The 24,564-nt window shown below is 38.8% G+C and carries 21 protein-coding genes, 1 tRNA gene, 1 pseudogene and 2 other annotated features; of the genes and pseudogenes, 13 read left to right on the plus strand and 10 right to left on the minus strand.

What is annotated here, in order from left to right; genetic code table 11:
- Positions 1-106 precede the first annotated feature (106 nt).
- A complete protein-coding gene (locus tag NQU59_RS07890; RefSeq protein WP_005243697.1) occupies positions 107-1,720 on the minus strand; it encodes a phosphoethanolamine transferase in 1,614 nt (537 codons plus the stop codon).
- A 329-nt stretch (positions 1,721-2,049) separates the two neighbouring features.
- Between NQU59_RS07890 and NQU59_RS07895 the strand changes: the two genes are divergently transcribed.
- From NQU59_RS07895 to NQU59_RS07905, 3 genes are all read left to right on the plus strand, one after another.
- Positions 2,050-5,154, plus strand: coding sequence for an efflux RND transporter permease subunit (locus NQU59_RS07895; RefSeq protein ID WP_257065699.1), 3,105 nt, complete (start codon positions 2,050-2,052; stop codon positions 5,152-5,154).
- A 289-nt stretch (positions 5,155-5,443) separates the two neighbouring features.
- Positions 5,444-6,781: a magnesium transporter gene (gene mgtE / locus NQU59_RS07900; protein WP_257065701.1), complete on the plus strand. Its 1,338-nt coding sequence runs from the start codon at positions 5,444-5,446 to the stop codon at positions 6,779-6,781.
- A 77-nt stretch (positions 6,782-6,858) separates the two neighbouring features.
- Positions 6,859-7,452 carry a DUF4112 domain-containing protein gene (locus NQU59_RS07905; RefSeq protein ID WP_005243691.1) on the plus strand — a complete coding sequence of 198 codons (594 nt, stop codon included), beginning with the start codon at positions 6,859-6,861 and terminating at the stop codon, positions 7,450-7,452.
- A 59-nt stretch (positions 7,453-7,511) separates the two neighbouring features.
- On the opposite strand, the gene htpX is transcribed toward NQU59_RS07905, so the two are convergent.
- Together htpX and NQU59_RS07915 are read right to left on the minus strand one after the other, a co-directional pair.
- On the minus strand, positions 7,512-8,417 hold the full coding sequence (gene htpX, locus NQU59_RS07910) for a protease HtpX (RefSeq protein ID WP_004660837.1): 906 nt from the start codon (positions 8,415-8,417) through the stop codon (positions 7,512-7,514).
- Positions 8,418-8,634: 217 nt separating this feature from the next.
- A complete protein-coding gene (locus NQU59_RS07915) occupies positions 8,635-9,516 on the minus strand; it encodes a lytic transglycosylase domain-containing protein (protein WP_005243689.1) in 882 nt (293 codons plus the stop codon).
- A gap of 491 nt (positions 9,517-10,007) precedes the next feature.
- Between NQU59_RS07915 and ttcA the strand changes: the two genes are divergently transcribed.
- Positions 10,008-10,913, plus strand: a complete 906-nt coding sequence (gene ttcA, locus NQU59_RS07920) for a tRNA 2-thiocytidine(32) synthetase TtcA (RefSeq protein WP_005243687.1) — start codon at positions 10,008-10,010, stop codon at positions 10,911-10,913.
- A gap of 193 nt (positions 10,914-11,106) precedes the next feature.
- Positions 11,107-11,490 (plus strand): SCP2 sterol-binding domain-containing protein, encoded by a 384-nt coding sequence (locus NQU59_RS07925; RefSeq protein WP_004651955.1) that lies wholly within the window; start codon positions 11,107-11,109, stop codon positions 11,488-11,490.
- Between the two features lie 54 nt (positions 11,491-11,544).
- Here NQU59_RS07925 and NQU59_RS07930 read toward each other — a convergent pair whose 3' ends face one another.
- The gene (locus tag NQU59_RS07930; protein WP_005243680.1) at positions 11,545-12,654 is read right to left on the minus strand and encodes a transglycosylase SLT domain-containing protein; all 1,110 of its coding nucleotides are present in this window, start codon (positions 12,652-12,654) and stop codon (positions 11,545-11,547) included.
- A gap of 370 nt (positions 12,655-13,024) precedes the next feature.
- Here NQU59_RS07930 and greB point away from each other — a divergent pair, with 370 nt between their 5' ends.
- The 3 genes from greB (at position 13,025) to NQU59_RS07945 (ending at position 15,088) form a co-directional block, all read left to right on the plus strand.
- Complete coding sequence (gene greB, locus NQU59_RS07935; protein ID WP_257065714.1) at positions 13,025-13,513, plus strand: transcription elongation factor GreB; 489 nt, start codon at positions 13,025-13,027, stop codon at positions 13,511-13,513.
- Between the two features lie 96 nt (positions 13,514-13,609).
- Positions 13,610-13,699 (plus strand) — tRNA-Ser (locus NQU59_RS07940).
- A gap of 168 nt (positions 13,700-13,867) precedes the next feature.
- Positions 13,868-15,088, plus strand: a complete 1,221-nt coding sequence (locus NQU59_RS07945) for a tyrosine-type recombinase/integrase (protein WP_257065716.1) — start codon at positions 13,868-13,870, stop codon at positions 15,086-15,088.
- A gap of 486 nt (positions 15,089-15,574) precedes the next feature.
- On the opposite strand, the gene NQU59_RS07950 is transcribed toward NQU59_RS07945, so the two are convergent.
- Positions 15,575-15,841 (minus strand): hypothetical protein, encoded by a 267-nt coding sequence (locus NQU59_RS07950; RefSeq protein ID WP_257065726.1) that lies wholly within the window; start codon positions 15,839-15,841, stop codon positions 15,575-15,577.
- Between the two features lie 448 nt (positions 15,842-16,289).
- Between NQU59_RS07950 and NQU59_RS07955 the strand changes: the two genes are divergently transcribed.
- The 3 genes from NQU59_RS07955 to NQU59_RS07965 all read left to right on the plus strand — a co-directional run bounded on the left by NQU59_RS07955 (position 16,290) and on the right by NQU59_RS07965 (position 19,050).
- Entirely contained in the window at positions 16,290-16,517 is a 228-nt protein-coding gene (locus NQU59_RS07955; protein ID WP_257065728.1) for a hypothetical protein, read from the plus strand.
- Between the two features lie 12 nt (positions 16,518-16,529).
- A protein-coding gene (locus NQU59_RS07960; protein ID WP_107114716.1) for an IS3 family transposase occupies positions 16,530-17,749 on the plus strand; the annotation gives its coding sequence in 2 pieces (ribosomal slippage) (positions 16,530-16,806 and positions 16,806-17,749; 1,221 coding nt in all).
- Positions 16,805-16,921, plus strand: a sequence feature (AL1L pseudoknot). (Overlaps the previous gene by 117 nt.)
- Before the next feature lie 383 nt (positions 17,750-18,132).
- Positions 18,133-19,050, plus strand: a complete 918-nt coding sequence (locus NQU59_RS07965) for an inovirus Gp2 family protein (protein ID WP_257065730.1) — start codon at positions 18,133-18,135, stop codon at positions 19,048-19,050.
- 117 nt (positions 19,051-19,167) lie between these two features.
- On the opposite strand, the gene NQU59_RS07970 is transcribed toward NQU59_RS07965, so the two are convergent.
- A complete protein-coding gene (locus NQU59_RS07970) occupies positions 19,168-19,932 on the minus strand; it encodes an NYN domain-containing protein (protein WP_257065731.1) in 765 nt (254 codons plus the stop codon).
- A gap of 214 nt (positions 19,933-20,146) precedes the next feature.
- Here NQU59_RS07970 and NQU59_RS07975 point away from each other — a divergent pair.
- Both NQU59_RS07975 and NQU59_RS07980 read left to right on the plus strand, forming a co-directional pair.
- Positions 20,147-21,337 (plus strand): annotated as a pseudogene (locus tag NQU59_RS07975) (IS3 family transposase).
- Positions 20,394-20,509: a sequence feature (AL1L pseudoknot), on the plus strand. (Overlaps the previous pseudogene by 116 nt.)
- Before the next feature lie 42 nt (positions 21,338-21,379).
- Positions 21,380-21,757, plus strand: a complete 378-nt coding sequence (locus tag NQU59_RS07980) for a hypothetical protein (protein WP_257065732.1) — start codon at positions 21,380-21,382, stop codon at positions 21,755-21,757.
- 137 nt (positions 21,758-21,894) lie between these two features.
- Here NQU59_RS07980 and NQU59_RS07985 read toward each other — a convergent pair whose 3' ends face one another.
- From NQU59_RS07985 to NQU59_RS08000, 4 genes are all read right to left on the minus strand, one after another.
- Entirely contained in the window at positions 21,895-22,380 is a 486-nt protein-coding gene (locus tag NQU59_RS07985; protein ID WP_016660199.1) for a Mov34/MPN/PAD-1 family protein, read from the minus strand.
- Positions 22,377-22,874, minus strand: a complete 498-nt coding sequence (locus tag NQU59_RS07990; RefSeq protein ID WP_257065737.1) for a hypothetical protein — start codon at positions 22,872-22,874, stop codon at positions 22,377-22,379. The genes NQU59_RS07985 and NQU59_RS07990 overlap by 4 nt, the downstream gene beginning before the upstream one ends.
- Positions 22,875-22,954: 80 nt before the next feature.
- Entirely contained in the window at positions 22,955-24,139 is a 1,185-nt protein-coding gene (locus tag NQU59_RS07995) for an E2/UBC family protein (protein ID WP_257065739.1), read from the minus strand.
- Positions 24,132-24,551 (minus strand): hypothetical protein, encoded by a 420-nt coding sequence (locus NQU59_RS08000; protein WP_257065741.1) that lies wholly within the window; start codon positions 24,549-24,551, stop codon positions 24,132-24,134. Before NQU59_RS08000 ends, NQU59_RS07995 begins: the two co-directional genes overlap by 8 nt.
- Positions 24,552-24,564 lie beyond the last annotated feature (13 nt).

A 24,564-nucleotide genomic window follows, 5' to 3' on the forward strand; every position in this document is an offset into this window, starting at 1 on the left:
ATTTGATGATGCTTTTGTGAAAATATCAAGAATTTTATAGTGAAACGGGATTTGCCATTAAAAAATCCAGTCTTCTTTGGGTAAAACCGGATTTTCATGGCACAGATTAAGTTTTTTGTTTCCAATAGGGCCAATTGATCTCTGGGGTAAACTGATAATTTTTATCTTGCCAGTACGATTGCTGAGGAGATGATTTATCTTTTAGTCCCATGATATGCATGAGGTTATTATCCAGTTCAGCAGTATTCAAAATTTTGTCCTTATTGACACCCGTGACCTGTAAGTGATCGGACCACATAATTACAGGCACTTGATAACCTGCTTTGGTATTTGGACTATGTCCAGCATAGTCAATTTCGTGTCCGACTTCATTGCCATGATCCGACACAACCGTGAAAGATCTAAAATCTGGTGCGCCATCTGCTTGCAATGCATCTAAAAATTTGGCGAGTAGCGAGTCTTCGTATAAAACGGCATTATCATAATCATTCCGTAACGAACGTATCCATGGATCAATCTTACGACTTTTTAGTTCACTCTCCACCTGATCATTACTGGCGCTGCTAAATTTATTAAATGCCGCAGGATATCGCTCTTGATAGTTTGGATGTGCACCAATCAAATGCAGAATAATTAGTTTTTTGGGATCTGGATCAGCAAGTGCCTGCTGATAATCTGGAATCAAGCTTTCGTCTAAAGAGGTACTACTTCGGCCGGAACGGGTATTTTTATAAATGGCTTTGTCTGCATAGGAACCAAATAATGACGATAAATAAGTATCATCTTGGTTGCTGAGCCAATAGATTTTATAACCTGCAGCACGTGCATAAGCCAAAATACTTTCTGGTGAATATTTGTCATGTTCAGCGGCTGGACTTTCTGTCAACAAGACTCGCAAGGCGTTAATGGTTGAGGGGGATGGAGAAAAGGCATTGCAGAAGACCTTGATTTCAGCCAGTCGTTTAGCCAGTTCCGGCGTGGTATCTCTTGCATAACCACACACCCCTAAATTTAAGCTAGTGAGACTTTCTGAAAGAATTAAAACATGGGTCTGTTTGCCTGCAGCGTGTTGGGTCAGTTCAAGATTCTGACGAGCACTGACATCCCACTGCTGATGAACATCTTTATGCTGTTTAATACGGTCTTTGAAATCCTGTATTTTTGTTTGGAACTCTGACCAGAAGATTACAGGATGTACCTTACGTGAAGGTTTCATCAGGTAGCTGGTTACAGTCAGTACCATAAGCAGAATAATGCAGCCACGATAAAAATGACTGGCCCAAAGCTGCTTGAAGTGGATGGGCTTCACAAGTTTAAACACGGATAAACTATATAGTGTCAGCACACAGAGTAAAGCAAAAATTACAGCAGCAATGCTCAGCAGATGTAGCTGTAAGAACTCCCAGATTTCTTGATGGTTGGTATTGGCAATCGCTTCAATAATAAAATAGGCTTCATTATCACTATTGAATAAAAACCAGGTACTCGAACGCAGCAAGGCATCGAGCCAAGCAATAAACCACCAAGCAACGGTGCTCACATACCAATATCCCTTTTGGCGAGTAATCGCTAAATAAATGAGCAATACACCTGGCAAAGATAAACAGCCGAGCCTCAAACCATCTGATAAATTACCTGCGATAATGAGTACCCCACCTGTGATGAGGGCGGGTAGCAAAATTAACAGCAGAATATTTAAGTTTTTTAAGCTGGCCTTCATATGTGCCTAATAAAATCGGGAGGGGAAATGAGCGTGCTAATATCGGTTTAAGTATCAGACCTGTCAATTACAAATTGAGAAGTATTTGATTGCACAGCAAATTAAAGTAAACATTACAGCTAAACTGTTTAAATCGGGAAAATTCAACGCAATGATTTGTGCTGAAGCAGTTCAAAATCCATCATTTCTCCTCAATTCCCGCTTTTTGAAATGATATGTTAAGAGGGATGGCGTTTGCATGAAAGCTCGGTAATGATCATGGACTGAGCGTATTTGTATTTATCGTATTTTTGAAAAAATTGACTGTTTCAACAATGGAATGAACAGCCATGTTATCTAAGTTTTTTATTCATCGCCCAATCTTTGCCAGTGTTCTCGCTATTATTGTTATGGCTGTTGGCTTATTTGCAATTTTAAAGTTACCTGTAGAACGTTATCCCGATATTGCACCACCCCGAATCACTGTTGCTGCAAACTATAGTGGAGCAGATGCTCAAGCGGTAGAAGACAGTGTTACTCAGGTTTTAGAACAACAAATTAAAGGTATTGATCATCTGCTCTATTTCAATTCGAGTAGTGATGCCAGTGGTAATAGCCGAATTAGTCTGTTCTTTGATCAGGGGACCGATCCCGATCAAGCACAGGTACAAGTCCAAAATGCAATTAATGGTGCGATCAACCGTTTACCCGAAGATGTACAGCGTCAGGGAGTTAATGTTCGTAAATCCTTAAGTGATTCTTTTATGGTGATCGGTCTGGGGGATAAATCAGGGCGTTCAACCAATTTGGATATTTCAGATTATCTCACCAATCACTTTGAACTCAATCTCAGCCGAATTGAAGGCATTGGGGAAGTGAGCGTATTTGGCTCGCAATATGCCATGCGTATTTGGCTGGATCCACAGCGTCTGGAACGTTATCAATTACAAGTGAGTGATGTCCGTACGGCACTTGAAAATCAGAATGCGCAAGTCGCCGCTGGTGCAATTGGAGATTTACCAACAGCGGATGACCAGTATTTAAATGCCAAGGTAACGTCGGGTTCGTTGTTAAGAACACCTGAACAATTTAAAAATATTATTGTCAAAGCCAATACAGATGGCAGTTTTGTCTATTTAAAAGATGTCGCACGGGTTGAAGTCGGTGCTGAAAATTATCAGGTCTTTAACCGTTTAAATGGTTATCCTGCTTCAGGACTTTCACTGTCCTTGACCGTCGGGGCCAATGTGATGCAGGTGGCCGATGCGGTCTATAAGGAAGTTGCCCGTTTAGAGAAAACATTACCAGAAGGTTATTTTGTGGTTTACCCACGTGATGATACACCTTTCGTGAAAGAGTCGATGTCACAAGTGGTGTCTACCTTGATTGAAGCCATTGGTCTGGTGGTCTTGGTGATGTTTATCTTTTTGCAGAACTGGCGAGCAACCTTGATTCCAGCAGTCACGGTTCCTGTGGTCATTCTCGGAACCTTCGCCGTATTAGCCGTTTTAGGGATGAGTATCAATACTCTGACCTTATTTGCGATGGTATTAGCGATTGGTTTGTTGGTCGATGACGCGATCGTGGTGGTAGAGAACGTTGAACGTCTGATGCATGAGCAGCAACTCAGTGCCAAGGAAGCTTCAATTCAGTCCATGCATGAGATTAGTGGAGCCTTAGTCGGGATTACCTTGGTTCTCACAGCTGTATTTATTCCAATGTCATTCTTTAGCGGCGCGACAGGCATTATTTATCGTCAGTTCTCGATTACCCTCGTGGTCGCAATGGGACTTTCATTACTTGTGGCGTTGATTTTAACCCCGGCACTTTGTGCCATTTTATTGAAACCACAGCAAAAACAGGCGCGTTGGGCGATCAAGTTCAATCATGGACTGGACTATATAAAAACGCGTTATTTGAATGTTTCACAAAAAGTCATTAATTTTAAAGCCATTTCACTGTTGGGTATTGTGTTGCTGATTGGCTGTTTTATCTGGGTTTATCGTGATCTGCCAACCAGTTTTCTACCACAAGAAGATCAGGGCTTGTTAGGCGTTCAATTCCGTTTACCTGAAGGAACACCGATGAGCAAGACTGAAGAGGTAGGCAAACAAATCTCAGATTATTTTCTTGAACATGAAAAAGCCAACTTGAATGGTGTCATGGTGATTCATGGTCGTAACTTTTCTGGAACAGGACAGAATCTTGGTCAAGCCTTTGTGTCACTGAAACATTGGAATGAGCGCAAAGGTGCAGAAAACAGCGCACAGCAGATTCGTGCACGGGCTATGCAATATCTTTCACAAAATAATCAAGCACGTATTATGGTGTTGATGCCCTCGGTAATTCGTGGTTTAGGTAATTCTGACAAAATGGAGTTCTGGTTACAGGACACCAAGGGCCTAGGCCGAGAAAGTTTATTGAACTCTTTCAAACTGCTACAACAGCAGGGCAATGCGCTAGGCCCAGTCGCAAATCTCGACAAAAAAGGCAATGACGATCAGGCTGTGCTGAATATCAAAATTGATCATAAGGCTGCGATGATTCATGGTCTTAATGTCAGTGAAATTAACCGAACCCTCTCGACGGCGTGGAGTGGCAGCTATATCAATGACTTTATTGATCGTGGACGAATTAAACGGGTCTATTTACAGGGTGATGCGCCATATCGTTCTAAGCCTGAAGACCTGAATTATTGGTATGTAAAAAATACCAATGGTCAAATGGTGCCATTCTCACAATTTAGCCAGATTACATGGCAAGGTGCCCCACCAATGTTAGAGCGCTTCATGGGCTATCCAGCGATCAGTTTGGAAGCAGACGCAGCCAATGGATTTAGTAGTGGACAAGGGATGCAAGCCATTCGTGGCTTAGTTGATCAAATGCCTGATGTAGGGTTGGAGTGGAGTGGCTTGTCTTATCAGGAACAAGAGTCCAGCAATCAGGCGATCTGGTTATATTTAATCTCGGTTGCCTTTATTTTCCTTTGCCTTGCAGCACTCTATGAAAGCTGGTCAATTCCTTCTGTGGTAATGGCGGCGATTCCACTCGGGATTGGAGGAACGATTTTATTTAGTTATTGGTTTGGTTTCGCCAATGATATCTATTTCCAGATTGCACTGCTGACTACTATTGGTCTGTCCTGTAAAAATGCCATTTTGATGGTTGAATTTGCAGCAAGCTTGCAACAACAGGGACGAAGTGCGCTGGAAGCTGCATTACAGGCAGCAGGCCTTCGTCTCAGACCAATTCTGATGACCTCAATTGCCTTTGGTGCGGGTGTGATCCCCTTGATGTTTTCGAGTGGTGCAGGCGCCTTAAGCCGACAGGCGATTGGTTATAGTGTATTTGGTGGGGTTGTGTTTGGCATCATTCTGGTACTGATCTTTATTCCATTTATGTATGTCTTGGTCAGAACTGTATTTAAACCAAAAGCGAAAATAGAAACTGCTTAAAGGCAGTAAAATTAGCAGTAGAAATGAACAATTCGTGCCCTGCATAACGGTTCGAATTGTTCATTTTTGTTGTCTAAGTTGAGAAGATAAAAAAATATTTGTAGTATTGCCGTGCCGTATAAGCGGTTGAATGAGGATTGATTGCCTACATGGACACCCAGAGTTGTAATTTTTCAAGAATTACACGTTTTTATATTTCCCAAAATCTGAATGAAGACCGTTACTCGACAGTAAAATAATCTGTTGTATTTGGCTCTTCGTTGCAGATAATTGTAGTGAAGAGGCAGATATGAGCTACAACAATTTTTTATATTTATTAAATGATGCGTTAAAGAATAATCATATTGAACTTGCGCTGGCGTCGGTTAAAACTTTTCGGGCCGTTGATATTGCTGATGTATTGACACAATTATCGGTAGAACAAAGTCAATTACTACTGACGCATTTACCAGAACGCGCTTATGTTTTTTCTTATCTTCCTCCCCATGAACAAGCCAAACTTGCTCAAACCATGCCAAGAAATATTTTGGCTGAAATTATTGGGGAAATGTCATCGGATAAACGGGCCGATGTATTTAAGCATCTGGATGAAGAGCAGCAAAATGCACTATTGCCTGCATTAGCGCAGGCGGAACGAGAAGATATTCGTCAGCTTTCATCCTATGTGGAAGGAACCGCTGGGGCCATCATGAGCTCGGAATATGCCACGCTCAAACCCGATATGATGGTCAAAGATGCGATTAAAATGTTGCGTCTAGAAGCACCAGATACCGAAATGATTTATTTTGCCTATGTGCTGGATGAAGCACGTAAAATTTTGGGTGTTTTGACTTTAAAGCAGTTAATTCTTGCACCTGAAGAGCAAAATATTAATGAACTGATGGAAACCAATGTCCTGACAGCCTATGTCGATACCGATCAGGATGAGGTGGCCAAAACCATTGCCCGTTATGATTTACTGGCCTTACCGATTATTGATCATCAACAGATGATGGTCGGGATTGTGACTTATGATGATGCCATGGATGTGGCGAGTGAAGAAGCAACCGAAGACTTCTTGAAGGTTGGTGCGGTCAATGCATCGTCCAAACTAAGCATTAAATCGGCTCCTATTCTGCAACTCTATCAGAAGCGGGTATTCTGGCTGGTCTTTCTGGTTTTTGGAAGTTTATTGTCAGGAATTGGGATTGCACACTATGAAGATGTGATTGCACAGCATCTGGTGTTGGTGTTTTTCTTGCCTTTGTTGGTGGGAAGTGGCGGTAATGCAGGCTCTCAATCTTCTACCTTGATGGTTCGGGCGTTGGCAACAGGGGATGTCCAGTTTAAAGACTGGTTCTATCTACTTGGGCGCGAAAGTCTGGTGGCTTTATGTCTTGGCGGAACGATGGCCGTTGCGGTTTCCTTGTTGGGTTATTTCCGGGGGGACGAATTGGTCGCTTTGGTACTGGCCCTGAGTATGATGGGGATTGTGTTAATGGGCTGTTTGATTGGCATGAGTTTACCTTTTATTCTGAATAAAGTCGGTTTAGACCCTGCCAGTGCTTCTGCACCTTTGGTGACGTCGATATGTGATGCGACAGGGGTGATTGTGTACTTGTTTATTGCATCGATGATTTTATTCTAGACCGTAATAATAATTGTACCGACAAAAGTTCAAAACTACTTTATTCTCAAGCATAAACATTGTTTTAGGTTAAGTGAATGACTGATCGATCACAACAAAAAAAATTAACTCAACAGCAAGCCATTGCTATTGAGCGTGATTTAGCAAAATTCGCCAACACCATGGACAGTCTGGTTCGGATTCCATTTACCAAACAAGGCGTGGGGGCGGATGCCGCACTGAGTACCATTCCTTTTGCCGGTGATGTCGCAGGTTTTGTTTTAACGCTATACGCTTTTAAAAAAGCCCGAGAAGTCGGTGTTCCACAGCACAAACTCAAGGGGGTGGTGAAACTGGCGATTATGGATATGTTAGTCGGCTTTATCCCGATTATTGGTACGGTCTTTGACGTGTTTATCCGACCTAGCAGAAAGACGCTTGAGATTGTACATGCGCATATCCGTGAGGAATATCAGGTCCACAGTGATATCCATGTGGTTCATCCGTTTTTACACGAGTCACTGGAACAAAAGCAGAAAACATCCGCATTTTGGCGTAATCCAGTGGTGAGCTGGATCTGGTTGCGTATTCCCGATTTATTAGGAATCGCGGTATTGATTTTATTGGTGGTTGCGGTCTGGGCAGGTTTGAGTTATATGTGGGATTTTTATCGATCTTTCCAAGCTCCTTAAGATATACCGAATAAAATAAAGCCTCCATCTTGGAGGCTTTATCATTTATCTGATACTGATTATTGAACGTTTAATTGCTGTAATGCTGCAACACGCTGTTCAATGGTTGGGTGGGTTTGGAAAAGAGCCGCTAAGCTAAAACCTTGTTCCTTACCTTCCGCAATCGCAAATGCTTTCATTTCTTTTGGCATTTGATCTGGCATTTCTGATTCAGCTTGTAAACGAAGCAGGGCAGAGATCATTGCTTGTTTACCTGCTAAACGTGCACCCGCTTCGTCTGCGCGGTATTCACGTTGACGAGAGAACCACATCACGATGGCAGAGGCCAAAATACCAAAGACGATGTCAAGTACAATCGTAATGGCAAAATAAGCAAGTCCTGGTGCTTCACCATCTTCACGACCAAAGACATTACGGTCGATGAAGTCACCTGCAATACGTGCAAAGAACATGACGAAGGCGTTGACCACACCTTGAATCAAGGCAAGCGTGACCATGTCGCCATTAGCAACGTGACCAATTTCGTGAGCGAGTACTGCACGAAGTTCATCTTTGTTCATACGCTCAAGTAAACCCGTAGAGACGGATACTAGCGCATCGTTTTTATTCCAACCTGTCGCAAATGCATTGGATTGGTAAGAAGGGAAAATACCTACTTCAGGCATTTTAATACCTGCACGTTGGGATAATTGAGCCACTTCTTGTAATAACCAAGCTTCTGCTTGACTACGAGGTGCATTTGGGTCGATTAATTCAGTTCCAGTGGTTTTTTTAGCCATCCACTTCGACATGAATAAGGAAATTAAAGAACCCACCATACCAAAGACAAAACAGACGACTAATAGGTTGCCTAGATTCAAGCCACCCGCGCCATGGTAACTACCGACACCGAAGAGTGACAAGATAATGCCAGCTACAACCAGTACCGCGAGGTTGGTAAGCAAGAACAAACCAATCCGCATCATTGAGAAAATCCTCTTATAAATTAAAACTGATCTGATTTATAAATTATAAATCATAACGCTAATATGCAGGGCGAACCCTAAAAATTCAAGCAAAAAATAGGCATAGATACATTTAGCCTATAAAACAGTGAATTGAATGTGAAACAGGGACTTAAAGAGAATTTTGTTCAAAAAATATCAGCTAAAATCATCCTGTGAGAATAATGCCCCAGAATTATTAATTACTGAAATGTATTCGGGCTGAAGCGGTGGCATTGGTGGTGGTGTAAGTGCCTGATGGCGCGTCGGTAAAGGTACCATCCGCCAAGGTAATAATTTGGCGATTATATTGTTTTGGCGCAGGAGGTGCTGCTTCTACAGCTTCATTGACAGGGGCGCTATAATTTGCCGATTGAGCTAAGACTTGGCCATTAGTCGCAGCATTGTTTGAATTGTTGAGCGAAGTGCCGAGACCCGAGGCATAGAGATTTTGATAACGGCTAGTGACGCGACGGACGTAATCTTGTGTTTCACGAAATGGTGGAATGCCGCCATATTTATCAACATTGCCTTCGCCTGCATTATAGGCTGCGATTGCAAGTCGGGTATCGCCATTAAAACGTTTGATTAACCAACTGAGATAACGTGCGCCGGCAAAGATGTTCTGCTGTGGGTCATAGGCATTGTTGACATTAAAGCGGCGTGCTGTTGCAGGCATCAATTGCATCAAGCCTTGAGCACCCACAGGGGAGCGCGCATTAATATTGAAACCCGATTCGGTATGCATCACTGCCTTAATTAACCCTTCCGAGACACCGTGTTGTTGTGCTGCTTGGCGGATCAGGTGATCAAAGGCATTTTTATTTCGACTATAGCTGGGTAAGACAGAAGCTTCACTTGTGCCCCAGTTACTATAACTATGAATATTGCTGTCAGGGTAATACGTCGCTTTAATCACTTTTAAGTGACTGTACTCGGCTTTTTTCTTATTGGTGAGTAGGGTGGTGCCATTATTGTCTTTAAATTGGTAAATGGTCTGCCCAGCATGACTAGACGCTGTACTATTAAAAAAAACGATTGATCCCAGACAAAGAGCAAAAAAATAAGTTGTTTTGTTCATCGTTATAATATTCACGAAAGGATGAGCATAAGTTCTATTCCGAAGTTTAACAAAAAAAGTAAAAAGAACTTTTGCTACAATTTTTTTATTTTTCACTGTCAGACAAAAATCAAGTCAATTTGTTCGAATGTTCAGCAAAAAAAATTAAAAAAATTTTAAAAACTAAGTCTTGACTTATGTAAGTCATTGTTTTTAATTTGATAAAATAGGTGGTTAAAAAATGATCAATCTAATCGGAAGCCTTATTTTAAGATAAAAGCACTTTGTCAATAGCTAAGAAATCCACAAATTTATCCACAGCTTTTGTGGACAACTGTGGAAAAGTTTGAATTATAAGCAATCCAGCGCATCTAGGATTATTTTGATCAGAATTTTACCAGTATGAAACTCAAATATGACGATTGAAAGAAATTGAAAAATTCTTTAGATGCGCATCTTTTCGGAATGAGATAAAATCTTGCGGTATTTTTGTTTATGAGTAAATCACGTCTATGTACGCGCCAGTGGAGTCCAATCAAGGATTTAATTTCAAGCCAGAACTTCCGACAAGTTCGGCGTATTATCGCCTGTTGAAGAAACTTCGTCGTCAGGTGGGGCATGCAATTCGTGATTACAACATGATTGAAGATGGTGATAAGGTCATGGTATGTGTGTCTGGTGGTAAAGACAGCTATACCTTGCTGGATATCTTGTTGCAGTTTAAACGTATTGCACCGATCAATTTTGATATTGTGGCGGTGAATCTGGATCAAAAACAGCCAGGTTTCCCTGAAGATGTGTTGCCACGCTATATGGAAGAAAACAATATTCCATATTACATCTTGGAAAAAGATACCTATACCATTACTAAGCGCCTAACCCCTGAGGGTAAAACCTATTGTGCGGTGTGTTCACGCTTACGTCGTGGTTCGTTATATGGTTTCGCTCAAGAGATTGGCGCAACTAAAGTCGCGCTAGGCCACCATCGTGATGACATCATGGCCACTTTCTTTTTGAATTTATTCCATGGTGGTAGTTTGAAGGCAATGCCGCCAAAACTGCTTTCTTCCGACAAAAAGAATATTTTGATTCGTCCTTTGGCCTATGTCGAAGAAAAAGACATTATTAAATATGCTGAGTTACGCCAGTTCCCGATCATTCCGTGTAACTTATGTGGTTCACAAGAGAACTTGCAACGCGCCATCATTAACGACATGTTACGTGAGTGGGATAAGCAGCATCCAAAACGCTTACACAGTATCTTTGGTGCACTACAGAACGTTTCTCCATCACAACTGGCGGATCGTGAATTATTTGATTTCGAAGCGTTGGATGGCCAACGTGAATTTGATCTGAAAGATCCAGAAGAGATGAAAAACCGTCTGGATGTGGTCAATCTGAGTTTTGCTGCTGAGTAAAGTGTAAAACTTTTTGAAAAGGTACTTGTTAAGTACCTTTTTTATAAAAATTTAAAAATTGAATCCTGCGTACAAAAAATCATAGCCTAAAATAAAAATTACATGCTATAACAGGGCACAAGCAAATTGCTTCATGTGATGTTGTCTGGATAGATGGCACAAGAAATTGAACAAATACATTTGAGGAATAATCATGGCTGCATTTTTAACTGATGATTGGTTTGCAACTGTTGAAAAACTGACTGCTGAAGCTGGTGATTTAAACTTGCCACCTGCACTTGCGAATTTAGCGATTAACTTGGTTGTAACAGATGCAGCCGGTAATACAGAGTTGGCTTTAGATGCGGGTAAAATCCAAAAAGGTTTATCTTCAAATGCTAAAACGACTTTGAACATGGATGCTGAAACACTACGTAAAGTATTCTTAGAGTTTGATATGGCTGCTGCAATGCAGGCATTCATGACAGGCAAAATCAAAGTACAAGGTGATATGTCTCAGCTCATGGCTTTACAAACCGCTAAGCCGAGCCAAGAGCAAAAAGATTTATTCAAGAAAGTTCTTGAGCAAACTGCTTAATTTCTCTCTTCATAAAAAAAGCTTACCCTGAGGTAAGCTTTTTTTTCATTTAATTTAGACATCTACACGGTTGTTGGTTTTGAGATGCTCTAAATAGGTACGAATACGGGTAACGTATTGAACAGCTTGCTTATAACGACCGTTACGTGCTTGATTACGCTGTAAATGATCGTACAGGTTAACCCATTGGTTCGGATCTTTACCTTGTGCACGGATTCTTTTTTGAATCTGGCTGACTGCACCTGGTCCCATATTGTAGGCAACCAATGCATACCAGTTACGGTCCGGATAAGGTACGTTAGAAAACTGATCTAACATCAGATCAAAGTATTTGGCACCGCCTTGAATACTTTGAACAGGATCGGATCGATTACTTACTCCCATCGCTTGTGCTGTACTATTGGTCAACATCATCAAACCACGGACACCAGTGGGAGAAACTGAAGTCGGTTTCAGATAGGACTCTTGATAGCCAATGGCTGCAAGCAAGTGCCAATCTAAATTGTATTTAGAAGCACTCTGTTTGAAACTGGCCTTGTAAATTGGTAAACGTTGCTTCAAATCTCTTTGAATAGTTGACCAAGACTCAGGCTTAACCACATTTCGGTTATAGAATGAGGCCAGTTGCTGTGTCATACCAGATTGTTTACTTTGACAGATAAAACCACTGGCAGTTAGTGTGAGTGGATCATCGGCCTGTTTAAATACCCAATTCAATTGAGGGTTTAAACCATTTTTGCTCAAACTTGCCTGATCACCGCAACTTGCCGAAAATGAAACCAGTTGTTTATTTTCAATTGCAGCCAGATTGGCGGTTGTCATCGCAATGTTTGCTTTACCTTGTGCAACCCACTTTAATGCTGTGGCATTGTCTGGAACGGTTTTGAAATCGAGTTTTACATTTAAGCTTTGTGCATATTTGCGCGTTAAATCGTATCCAAAACCATGTAGGAATTTATCTTCCTGGAAGACGGTTGTTGGGCTTTCAACAGCAACTACGGTTAGGACATTTGTGTTCACAACGGTATTGTATTGATGTGATTTCTCAGCATTCAAGCTATTGAACGGCAGGATTGCAACGCCTAAGGCCAAAGCTTGAAAAGGTCGTTTGGAAGATAAAGAGTTAAGGCTAGGCCTCGACCCAGAACTTGAATTACTGTGCATGTTGTCTCCGCTACAGGTAATTTATGCCCAAAAATTTCAGCAAAACAATGCCTTAACTTTTAAAAGTTGATAAATTCAATAAGGGGTGGGCAAGTCATGAACGTCATTCAAAATGACATTAATTAAAGGGAAAATAATGCAAATATTTCACAATATTTACAAAGTGTATAAAAATAAACAAAAACAAACTTAGGGGCGCATATTAAGCGGCAAAATAAAGAATGTCAAATTTTGCTCAATAAAAAGCGAGAATTGCATCACAAACCTATGATTCGAAAAAGAATAAAATTTATACACTTTAGTCATGGTGAAATAAGGAATACAATGCAAAAACTTGTAAATGGACTGTTGTATTCACGTATTAGGGCTTATGAAATCGAATTTAATTACGCGTACTGGACATGATCTATTGGTTGCTGAGTTGAAGAGACTTTGGCATGAGGAGCGACCTGAAATTACCAAGAAGGTAAATTGGGCAGCAAGTTTAGGTGATCGTTCTGAAAATGCGGACTACCAATACAATAAACAATTACTGAGAAAAATTGATCGTCGTGTTCGCTATCTAGGAAAACGTTTAGAAGAATTAAAAATTGTAGATTATGTACCTGAGCAAGAGGGCAAGGTCTATTTTGGTGCCTGGGTTGAAATCGAAAATGAGGCTGGAGAGCGAAAAAGCTTGCGTATAGTTGGTGTCGATGAAATTTATGACCACCACCCCCAACATATCTCGATTGAGTCACCTATGGCACGTGCACTACTGAGTAAACAGGTCGATGATGAAGTAGAAGTGCATACACCATTAGGTAAAAAACTGTGGTATATCAACTCAATTCGCTATGAAAAGCCTGAAAATGCATAAAAAAACAGGTTGTTGAGTTTATTTTGAGCATTTGATGCATGTTTTTAAATAAAAGATTTGCCAAGTCTAACTTTTATTTATATGATAGCCGCCATTGGAAGCGTGGCAGAGCGGTTTAATGCACCGGTCTTGAAAACCGACGAGGGTGTGAGTCCTCCGTGAGTTCGAATCTCACCGCTTCCGCCAAATTCAAGTTTCTGACACTGTTTAACACGATATAAGTTTATGATTTATAAGGTTAAAGTTGGAAATTTACAATATGACAAGCCGTGACGCACTACGCCAATCGGGTGTTATAAAGTAGTAAAAAATGCAGTAAGATAATTTCTTACTGCATTTTTTTATGTCTAAATTATGGCAACTCGTGGAATCAATAAGCTTAGTGCTTTACAAGTTAAAAAAGCCAAACCTGACCCTGATAAGATGTATAAGCTGTCAGATGGTGGAAATCTTTATTTGCGTATTGATCAGGGCGGTAGCAAATACTGGATATTCAATTACACACGTCCATTCTTAGGCAAGCGTAACGATTTATCTTTAGGTACTTACCCTGAAGTTTCCTTGGATGATGCCCGTACGATTCGTGATGAATATAAAAAACTCATCAAGCAGGGTATTGATCCAGCAATGGAGCGGATTGAAACCAAGTCTCAGAAACAGAAAGAAGCAGAAAACACCTTTCGTATCGTCGCTGAAGCATGGTTGTATAAACGTGAGCTAGAGCAAAAACAAGATGAAGAGACGATCCGTCGTTTAAAGCACGATGTCTATCCCTACGTTGGTGATTTAACCTTTCCACAGCTTACCTTGGAAATCCTTGAGATTAAGGTTTTTAAGCGCATTATCGAGCGTGGGGCTTTGTCTGTTGCCAAACGGCTTAAATCAGACCTCAACCAGATCTTTAAATCAGCGCGTAAAAAAAAGCTGATCCAGTACAATCCCATTGAAGATATTGAATTACCAAAACCACAGGGTGGAAACTTTGCAGCCGTGACAGAAGAGCAGGACTTGGCTCCGATGCTGAATAAAATCTGGAACTATTCCAAACTCTATACACGTTGCTTGCTAACCACGCAGGTGGCGTTAAAAATCTCTGTGCTGACTTTTCAGCGACCTGGGGAGATACGTAAGCTGAAAAAAGAGTATTTCTATCGTGAGGAGCGTTGCTTTAAATTTACAGCCAGTAAAACCAAGCAACTTCATATTGTGCCATTGTCAGATCAGGCCTTTGACTTGATTGAGTCAATTATTGATCTGCATCCATACAGCAAATACATCTTTGTGGGGCGAGATGGTAAAACCTTTATTTCTGACAATACCATCAACTCAGCTTTAAAACGCTTGGGCTATGGTGGTGAACAGACGGCACATGGCTTTAGGGCAACTGCTCGTACCATGCTAGATGAGATTTTGGAGCAGCGAGTTGACTTTATTGAACATCAGTTAGCCCATAAGGTAAAAGACAATAATGGTACAGCCTACAACCGAACCAAGTTTCTAAACAATCGTCGTGAGATGATGCAGGAGTGGGCTAACTATTTGGAATCATTGCTTGAATATAGTGAACTGAAGTGAGAAGAATGCTGATCTTGTAATTAAATTGCTAGGAAAAAATATTAAAGACAAGTCTAAGAGAAGCCAATTTTTTTCAAATTGGCTCTGTTTACTTTAAAGAAATGAGGTGTTTATGCATAAGTAATTAATTTTATATAATGACCATTGTCTTAAATAGCAGTTGTAATGAGTGCTGAGTGAGTAATTTTTAAGCTATCTCTTCACAAGAGGATAAAAGACGTTTTGCATATGCATATGCTCTAACTTTTACCCATGTTTCATTTATCATGAAACACCAAATTAATAGAAAAATAACGTGTAGGATGATTAGAACATAGTATTCAGATGGTAATAAGCTTAGAGAGTTTATATCAACATATTTATCTTTGAATTTAACAAAGATTATTGAAAGACTTATTAGTAAGGAGGCTAAGATAATTACTATAGCTGTGGTTTTAAAAGCTAATAGATTTCTGCTAAATCCACAATTCATATTTTCTTTAAGAATTAAAGGATATTTTTACTATCTCTTGTTTTTTCTTTTAGGTAGTTAATTGCTGAAATATAGTATTGATCAGCATTAGCAGGATTAGACCTTTCAGCTCTTTCAGTAACATTTTTAAAATTTGATACTAGGGAAACTAGCTTTTCTCTATATCTTTGTTTTGTATATTTATCAAGCTCATTGTTTGAATGGCGTAAAATAAGAGTTGTAGGGGCACCACCCCATTTAGTAAATAATGGCTGTTGAATTAAATTTCCTTTTGATGACATTTGGTTGGAAAAAAATTAACTACTCCACAAGTCAATAAGATTGTTAACAGAGAGCCTAATAGTGTTCTAAGTGGTTCAAACAGTATATATGCCGTTAATATAATTGGTAACACAATAAAGAGTGCAGGTCTTACTCGTGCAGAAAGTGAGTATTGATCAAAATAGTTGGATAGTTTCACTATATTTTCTCATTCTATAAAGTATATGTAGTTTCGGTAGGATGCAGGTTTTTTAGTATTAGGCGTTTAGATACTCCTATACAGGAATTCTAAAGACTTACTCTCGCTCTCCCAAGGTTATCAGTAAAATTTATAGCTAACTTCAGGGATGGAGAAATTCAAAAGTCCAACAACGCATAACTTACTAACTAAAATAAATCATTAAATTTTAATTGAAATATAAAAAATAGCTACCACTTATTATACAAGAATGATTTTGGGGTTTTAAGTTGATTACAAGTTATGAGATAGAGTTTTTGCCTGTTGGAAATGGGGAAAAAAGTGGAGATTGCATTCTTTTTCATTACGTTGAAGATAATGTAGAAAAAATCATTGCCTATGATGGTGGAACTCAAACATCTGGCAAAGCTATGGTTGAACATATTAAAAAATACTATGGTATGGATAAGATTGACTATCTGAACCGTACCGGGTTTGTCGGAGACTCAATATTCTGAGAGACTATTCCGATGAAAAAACCAAACTATACCCCCGAAATTAGAGAAAGAGCGGTTCAATTACTAATTGAATCTGAAAAAGATTATCCATCGAATTGGGCAGCAGTTTCCGCAATTGCTCCTAAAATTGGCTGTACTCCTGAAACACTTCGTGTTTGGTATCAAAAATACTTAGATCAACAAAATCCCGCCAAAGTACAACAGGTATCTGACCAAGAAAAAATGAAGCAAATGGAACGTGAAATTAAAGAATTAAAACGTGCCAATGAAATTCTACGTAAAGCAGCCGCTTTTTTCGCCCAGGCGGAGCTCGACCGCCCACACAAATAATGGTGGATTTTATCCATAACAATAAGGCGTTATATGGTGTTGAAGCGATTTGTAGAATTTTACCGATTGCAGCTTCGACCTATTATCGGGCTTTAGATTTCGTTGATAACCCAGAACATCGAGCGAAACGTGCTCTGCATGATTTACATCATGCAGAGCAAATCAAACGTATTTGGAAAGAAAGTTCAGGTCGATATGGTGTACGTAAAGTTTGGCAAAAATTGAAACGTGAGGGTTATGTTATTGCACGTTGTACAGTTGCTCGATTGATGCAAAAGCTAGGTATACAAGGTGTTTGGCGTGGTAAGAATAAACAAACCACCCGTAGCCGAGATGATCAAAAACGAGCAGATGATTTAGTGAAACGGAATTTTAGTGCTGATCGACCTGACCAATTATGGGTCAGTGACTTTACGTATATTCAAACACATTCAGGCTGGGTCTATACCGCCTTTATTATTGATGTGTTCTCACGAGCAATTGTTGGATGGAAAGTATCTACACGGATGAATACAGATATGGTGCTCGATGCATTGGAGCAAGCATTGCACGATCGAGGCATGCCAAAGAATGTGATTCATCATTCCGATAGAGGTGTTCAATATCTTTCTATTCGCTATACCAATCGTTTAGATGCTGCAAATTTACGAGCATCAGTCGGTACGACAGGTGATTCATACGATAATGCTCTGGCTGAAACGGTGAATGGCTTATACAAAACAGAGGTGATTGAATATTTAAAAGCAGATTGGCAAGGTTTAGCAGATGTACAACTTGCGACACTAAACTGGGTAGATTGGTTCAATAAAAAGCGTGTACACAGTGCACTGGGTTATGTATCGCCTTTTGAGTTTGAAGCAATGTACTATGATAAGATTAACCCGTTAGGTCAGGTGGCCTAACTTAAATAAAAAAGTCTCCGACAAACCCGGTACGGTTCATCATTTATAAAAAATGGAACTTACACAAAATAATTTACAGGCTCGCCATAAGGATTCAGATGAACAATAATGTAACTTTAGCTTGTAAGCTTTATTAGAAGCTTATGTGGTATATGAGAATGAATACAACACAAGTGCTCATGTTTTACAGCTCTTTAGTTTAGAGACTTTACTGGGTTATTAATATAATGAATATCTCTTTAATATCTTAAGTAGTATTGCTCTAATTTATATTTATTCATAATTGATTGTGGATAATCAATTCATTACATAGAAGAAGAAAATTATGTAAAAATTTAAATAGCTTCCTAGTTATATGTACTTCACACAAACTAGGAAAATCAATGAATACATCTATTCCTACTCTTAATGAATCTAAAGTATTAGTTGAGATAGAAAAATTCATTATCTCTATGTCGTATGAGAGCTATACTGAGCAAGGTTTTAAAGATGGTTTAATGGAGTTCATTCCTCAATTTAAGGCAATTTATAAATCTCACTTAAAATATGCTCAAGGTATTGAGACCTTTCATTTTTTGATGAAAGCTATTGATGAAATGTTGAATGGTCAACCTATCTCTGCTGTAAAGCATCTTACTCATAGACAAATAGCTTTATTGTTAGAGCGTTTAAGAGAGGGTAAGTTGAATATTGCACTTGAGATCATCCAATTAAAGGCTCAAGAAAAACGTAATCAGCGTAGTCTTCGCGAGTATCTACAAAAACTAACTCAGCATTACTCCAAACTATTATTTATTCGTATAGATTTGAGTGTTGAGCTCAAACATCAGCATACTGTAGATATTGAGCAATTTAATGCCTATCTACGCACTTTTATAAATAGAGTGCAAAACCAAGATACTTGCTTTAAAGGTCTACAAGGTTACGCATGGGCTTTAGAGCATGGGGAGCAGAAGGGTTATCACTGTCATCTTCTACTAATCTATGATGGGCATAAACATCAAAAAGACTTCGGAATGGCAATACAGGTTGGGCAGTGTTGGAGTGAGATTACGGCTAACCAAGGTTATTACTTTATTTCTAACTCCCCTGAGTACAAGGAGCAACTTCTACGGAAGGGTAAGTTGGGTATTGGTATGATTCATAGGAGTAGACCTGAACAAATTCAGAACGCAATCAATGCAGCTATGTATTTGGTGAATCCTGAGAAAGATAACCAACATCTTCGCGCAAGAATTAAGGATATGCGTAGCTTTGGCAAAGGACAGTACGAGCTTAATAAGCGTAGAGGGACTATTTAAGCTGAGTAAAAGCGTTCAACAGGATAGGTGGTATGAAAGTGGGATGTGTAATGTATTACTGCAATACACATCCTATGTAATAATAATTAATCCAATCAATACAGCTATCTTTGGGGGTTAGGAAACTTTAAGTCGAATATACATATGATAAATTTGAGATGAGTCATTCGGTTTACGTTTATCTATTTCCAGATAATTTAAATTTTCTACTAATGCGCTTAGTTTCTCATAACCGTAACTACGAGGATCGAAGGATGGGTCACTTTTAATCATATATCCACCTACTCCAGATAAAGCAGCCCAATCTGAATCTTTGGATGAAGCATTAATAGCAACTTTTAGTGCATCTTTTAACTTTTTATCTTTAGATAAGGCAACTTTTCTAGGCACTTTGGGCTGTTTCAGATCCTCTGTTTCAGTTGATGCTACTTCTTCAACTTTAGGTGTAAGATTTTCAACAAAAATAAATTGATCACATGCAACAATGAAGGCATTCGGAGTCTTTTTTTCTCCAAACCCATATACAACTAATCCATTTTCTCGAATTCTTGTTGCTAATCTTGTAAAGTCACTATCTGAAGAGATCAAGCAGAACCCATCTAAATGACTCTGATGCAGTAGGTCCATTGCATCAATGATTAGAGCAGAGTCGGTTGCATTTTTCCCAGACGTATAGCTAAATTGTTGGACTGGTTGAATTGCATGTTTATGTAATTCTTCTTTCCATGATTTTAAGTTTGGTTTAGTCCAATCACCATAGATTCTTTTGATGTGGGCTGTGCCAAAACGAGCGATTTCTTTTAGTAAGTTTTCACAAACAGAAGCTTGAGCATTGTCAGCATCGATCAAGACTGCAAGTTTTAAATTATTTGTTTCAGACATTGATTGATTTCTATCAAGAAATTAATTAAATCTATAATGAAATAATAGTAAATACAACATCTTGTTGTTTTTATTGTTTCAAATATATTTTTGTACTATGTTAATTTTATCAAATTAACATAGTCTGGATTATAGTGTTTGAACCGTACCGGGTTTGTCGGAGACTCAATATTCTGAGAGACTATTCCGATGAAAAACCAAACTATACCCCGAAATTAGAGAAAGAGCGGTTCAATTACTAATTGAATCTGAAAAAGATTATCCATCGAATTGGGCAGCAGTTTCCGCAATTGCTCCTAAAATTGGCTGTACTCCTGAAACACTTCGTGTTTGGTATCAAAAATACTTAGATCAACAAAATCCCGCCAAAGTACAACAGGTATCTGACCAAGAAAAATGAAGCAAATGGAACGTGAAATTAAAGAATTAAAACGTGCCAATGAAATTCTACGTAAAGCAGCCGCTTTTTCGCCCAGGCGGAGCTCGACCGCCCACACAAATAATGGTGGATTTTATCCATAACAATAAGGCGTTATATGGTGTTGAAGCGATTTGTAGAATTTTACCGATTGCAGCTTCGACCTATTATCGGGCTTTAGATTTCGTTGATAACCCAGAACATCGAGCGAAACGTGCTCTGCATGATTTACATCATGCAGAGCAAATCAAACGTATTTGGAAAGAAAGTTCAGGTCGATATGGTGTACGTAAAGTTTGGCAAAAATTGAAACGTGAGGGTTATGTTATTGCACGTTGTACAGTTGCTCGATTGATGCAAAAGCTAGGTATACAAGGTGTTTGGCGTGGTAAGAATAAACAAACCACCCGTAGCCGAGATGATCAAAAACGAGCAGATGATTTAGTGAAACGGAATTTTAGTGCTGATCGACCTGACCAATTATGGGTCAGTGACTTTACGTATATTCAAACACATTCAGGCTGGGTCTATACCGCCTTTATTATTGATGTGTTCTCACGAGCAATTGTTGGATGGAAAGTATCTACACGGATGAATACAGATATGGTGCTCGATGCATTGGAGCAAGCATTGCACGATCGAGGCATGCCAAAGAATGTGATTCATCATTCCGATAGAGGTGTTCAATATCTTTCTATTCGCTATACCAATCGTTTAGATGCTGCAAATTTACGAGCATCAGTCGGTACGACAGGTGATTCATACGATAATGCTCTGGCTGAAACGGTGAATGGCTTATACAAAACAGAGGTGATTGAATATTTAAAAGCAGATTGGCAAGGTTTAGCAGATGTACAACTTGCGACACTAAACTGGGTAGATTGGTTCAATAAAAAGCGTGTACACAGTGCACTGGGTTATGTATCGCCTTTTGAGTTTGAAGCAATGTACTATGATAAGATTAACCCGTTAGGTCAGGTGGCCTAACTTAAATAAAAAAGTCTCCGACAAACCCGGTACGGTTCAGTTATGAAGAAATGGAAGGTTTTACCTACCACCCAATTTTTGAGACACAACGACTCAACTTTAAGTAAGCAAAGAAAGCAACAAATACATGCCAAGATTTCGGCTAAAACTTCTATTGTTCTTCCAACTGCTGTTGAGGAAAGTAATGATCCACAAGAAGCTGATTTACAATATGATGAAGCTGTAACTTGGATTAGAGAGAATACGAGAGGCAATGATTTCAATGTTTTATTAACTGATAATATTAATTATGGTTTTATCAGAAATTGTTTAGGGTTAAAGTTTTATGCAATTGGCATCTGTATATTAGTTCTATTGGTTTTTATTGTTCTTTTTTTCTTTTCTATCCTACAGATAGTTTTAGTAGAGAAGCTATTTTAGCCTTTTTAAAGGTGCAAAAAATGGCTATTTGGCTTACGGTAGGATTAACATTAGTCATGTTGATTTTATGGATAGCTGTTGTAACAGAATTCAAAGTTACAAAAGCAGCTCACAAGTATGCTAACTCTTTATTAAATTCAACATATAAACTTTAATTTATAAGAGTGCGTTGCAGTGTGGAAGGAAACATATAACCCTTCAGGAAATGTTTTTCTTCCAACTATGATCATGAGAAAACCAACGAAATCATGAATACTTTCTTTGACTAGCTTTTTCATTGAGTTCTCATCTGTAGATGAAGGAAAGGGGATATCTTGTGGATGTGTATGCCAGTCCCCTAAGAAATGTAAACCTAACTTATAATTTTCTTTAATTTCTGCTTGCTCGGCTTTAGCATTAGGTACATACCCGAATCTTGTTCGCCAATCTTGCGGACGAGGGCCTGTAATACCGATTATTTTAGTTGTATTGTGACCATTATACGAACCGAATAGTTGGCCTCCTGCTTCTCTAGAAAAGCAGGATTTTTGCTTATATTTTTCTAAATGTTCTAAAACTTCTGGTGAGAACTCGACAAAACCTAAATTTTCAGGTAATTCAAATGTCATTTTATTGTATTTCATTTCTTTTTCTTACATTGATTGCAAATATTACAGTTGAAAAGAGCTGTTTTTTCATACTCGAAAGCTCCATTAAAACCATTAGGCCTATACTTTAAGTGTTCTTGACTCCATTCTCCATGATGTTCTTTAATTTGGGAGGTAGGGCCAGCATATACACGATGCACTGAATTCTTAACTTTGTGGGTTAAAAAATCAATTGATAGACGGGTAACTATGAATTCTGCTCGACTAGCATCCAATGGGCCATAAGGTTGAAAAAGTGTGCCACACGCTGGTTCTGTTTGCATATAACCGCCTTGATCCCATTTTGTTTCTGGATTTTTTAGGATACCATTTTCATCCAATATACATTTTAATGAAATTTCTTGATCAAGTATGGCAACAGCATGTGAAGCCACCCCATTTTCATCTAACCAGCCATAAATTATGGGTTGTGGGGGGGAATAACTGTCTTGCCAATCAGAGAGCTGCCCTTCAGCGCTCCACTCACCCATACAAGATATAATAAGATTATTATCATTAATGATATTAGAATGCTCTTTGAATACTTGTTGCCAAGTTTTAGGATAGCTTTCTACTTTGAGATGAGGGTATTTTTTCCTATTTCTAATTTTAATTCGTCAGATTTATATTTATTTGTTGAATTGATACCTAAAGCATGTCTACCTATATTTGAAGGAACTAAGATTTCAGGATCAATAAGAATTAAGTTACCAATACCAGACTGGGCAAGACGCATAGCAACCTGTGATCCTAATGAGCCACACCCCAAGATTAATACTTTTGCATTCTCAAGATACACTAGACTTCCATTTTGATCCCTACCATGTACCCATTGTGCATCAAGTCGTTGAACATCCTTATTCTTTAGCATTCCTCTTTTTCTTCGTAATAATAGGTTGATCCTTTGATTATATACTTTCTTTCTTCTGAAGCCATTGAGACTTTGTGCACTTAATTCTGTTGCAATAAGGCCTATCCCATTAGGTGACTGAGCACCTAATACAATTAATGCTTTTTCATTAAAAGGAATGTTTGAAAGAACTCTAATAATCTCATTTGAAGTATTACGTAATAGCTTTAAAAGGGCTCTTGGATTTTTAGGAAACGGTGGCGTTGGTGGCGTGCTCAGGAAACCAAAAACTCCAACTTTAATATCCGAAATATCAAAATAAATATTTTCATTTTTTAACCAAGATTCTATCTGTTCTATATTTTCTCCAACCAATTGATATTTTTTAGAGGTCCATATATAAGTTAAACGAGCGGTACGGTTATTAATATTTAATAGTGATTTAATCGCGATAGATTTATTCGAATGATCCCAGTAAGATAAAAATTCTTTACTAAACTCTTCTTTTATATAATTTTCATCATTTTGGCATCGTTCTATTAACTCAATTGCGTTTAGAAGACATTGATGAATATTAGCTTCAATTTCAATTGTATTTAAAAGAGGTAAACACAAGAGTCCATTAGGTTCAACATGAGGCCATTTTAAGAAATTATCCGTATCTTTATATGCTATTCGGATAGGGGAGTAAGGAAAGTATTCATCTAATAAAATATGGAAATTGAATATTTGATTTGAGGTTTGCAAACTTATTGCCCACCCACAAATGAAAATCTTACCTGTGTAAGAAGAAAGTACTTTAGTTGCTAATGTCTTAACGACATTAGCATTAGCCTGTAACCATTTCCACAACAGCGTTTTGGATGAATCAAACGTACTTCCAGAACTTTGAAGCGATTTAAGCATATCTACGACCACTAGCTTTTTCTGTTTCTCTTGGTGTTACACCTGGTTCTGCACCGAAGAATCCTCCACCTTTCTTAGTACCTAATTGTGGCCCTGTTGAAGTAATTTCTATTGTTAGGACATCTTCTTTACATTCCTCAGCTACACATAGAAATTTTCCATTAACTCCATTTAAAATCTCCTCGTATTCTTCTTTTGCTCGAATACATGGAGGATCATTTTCATCATCTTGTATCGTTTTGCTACTTGCGATAATAAATGCTTGATTTTTAGCTTGTGCTAATGCTTGACGAGCATCTACATCTACCACTGCTTCACGTTTCTTTTCTGACCAACTATCATGCGATAAAGAATGCCATGAACAATGATGAGGAGAAAGTAATACATTGTATTCTAATCTTTCTTTTTTCAATGAGTTACGACGC

Origin of the sequence: Acinetobacter colistiniresistens (assembly GCF_024582815.1) — a bacterium.
GTDB lineage: Bacteria > Pseudomonadota > Gammaproteobacteria > Pseudomonadales > Moraxellaceae > Acinetobacter.